The organism is Streptomyces nanshensis, assembly GCF_001751255.1.
In the GTDB taxonomy this organism is placed as follows: domain Bacteria; phylum Actinomycetota; class Actinomycetes; order Streptomycetales; family Streptomycetaceae; genus Streptomyces; species Streptomyces nanshensis_A.
This window is the reverse complement of record NZ_LJGW01000177.1, coordinates 272-537: the sequence shown is the minus strand read 5'-3', so window position 1 is coordinate 537 and position 266 is coordinate 272. Positions and strand designations below refer to the sequence as shown.

At 71.8% G+C, this 266-nt stretch carries 1 pseudogene; it reads right to left on the bottom strand.

What is annotated here, in order from left to right:
* Positions 1-266 (bottom strand): annotated as a pseudogene (locus AN218_RS10915) (DNA polymerase III subunit gamma and tau); the annotation flags it as partial.

The window sequence follows — 266 nt, the reverse complement described above, 5'->3', positions numbered from 1 at the left end:
CACCGGGCGCGGGACCGCCGAAACCGCCCCCCGGAGCCGCGCCACCGCCCGCCGGACCGCGCGCGCCGCCGCCACCGGACGGATCGACGATCGCCTCGACCTTCCACTGCACGCCCAGCGCGTCGTTCAGCGCCTGGATCAGCACCTCTTCGCTGCCGCCGCCCACAAAGCTGTCGCGCGCACCGGAGTTGGAGAAGCCAAGCTGGAGCGTGGAACCGTCGAAGCCGACGATCTGCGCGTTCTGGCTCAGCAGGATCCAGGTGAAG